Source organism: Streptomyces sp. NPDC050625 (assembly GCF_040654755.1).
Taxonomy (GTDB): domain Bacteria; phylum Actinomycetota; class Actinomycetes; order Streptomycetales; family Streptomycetaceae; genus Streptomyces.
Window position 1 is genome coordinate 1 of sequence record NZ_JBFAIQ010000128.1, and the last position, 1,079, is coordinate 1,079.

1 protein-coding gene and 1 pseudogene are annotated in these 1,079 nt (G+C 75.3%); both read right to left on the bottom strand.

The annotated features are described in order from the left end of the window. A pseudogene (locus AB0I54_RS48200) lies at positions 1-160 on the bottom strand (polysaccharide deacetylase family protein); the annotation flags it as partial. Positions 161-186: 26 nt separating this feature from the next. Then, positions 187-1,079 (bottom strand): glycosyltransferase (locus AB0I54_RS48205; RefSeq protein ID WP_363302764.1); only part of this gene is annotated, 893 nt, incomplete at its 5' end.

Below are 1,079 nucleotides of genomic sequence, written 5' to 3' on the forward strand. Positions count from 1 at the left end.
AGGGCGTGGACAGGGGGTCGGGCCCGTCGTCGAAGGTCAGGGCGACGTGGTCCGGCCGGCCCCGGCCCGAGAGCCGGGGCATGAGGCGGTTGCGCAGCGGCCCGAAGGTGGAGACGACGGGGGCGCCGTGGAGCGCCGCGAGGGCGCCGGTGGCCCACATGGTCGTGCGAAGCGCGCGGGCCGTTGTCACAAGTGGTGTCCTTCGGGAGCGTGGTCGTTGCCGGGCGCAAAGCTGTCCAGGTCGAGATCGTGGCCAAGGGTGTGCATCAGGGCGTGACCGTCGTACGTCGTCGCGAACCCGGTGCCCACGGCACACGCCCACACCGCGCAGGCCGCCGCGGTGGTGACCGCGAGACTCCGGGGGCCGCTGCGTCGCCGCGCGACGGGCGACTGGGGCTGGGGCGGCAGGCCCGAGCGGTGGACGCGGGCTATCTCGGCCGCCGGGCCGTCGTCCGAGGACTGGATGAACAGGGCGAGCCCCGCTTCGCGCTGACGCAGCCCCAGCGGGCCATCCACCAGGTCGCACAGCACGCCCTTGAGGTCGGCCGGATCGCGGATCCAGGCGGCGACGCCCGCCTCGTCCAGGGCGGCGGCGTTGGTCAGACCGTGACCCGGTATGCAGCGGTAACTGGCCACGGGCAGGCCCGCGGCGAACGCCTCCAGGGAGGTCAGTCCGCCCGCGTTCTGGACGAGGACGTCGGCCGCGTGCATCAGGCCCGGCATGTCGTCGACCCAGCCGTAGGCGTACTCGATCCCGTCCGCGCGCAGTTGCCGGGCCAGGGCCTCGTTGCGGCCGCAGACGACGACGGGGACGGCGGCTCCGCAGCCGCGCAACTCGCGCGCCACCTTCCGGACGGGCCCGACACCCCAGGAGCCGGCGACGAGCAGAGCGAGCGCGGCGTCGTGCGGCAGCCCGAACCGGGCTCGGGCGCGGTTGCGCTCCCGCGCGTCGCACGGGCCGAACAGGGGGTCGGTGACCGGCCCGCACACCCGGACGTCCCGGGCTCCGGCCGCCCGTGCCTGGCCGGCCGGTACGGCGTGGACCGCGAGGTGGACATCCACACCATCCGCCACCCACA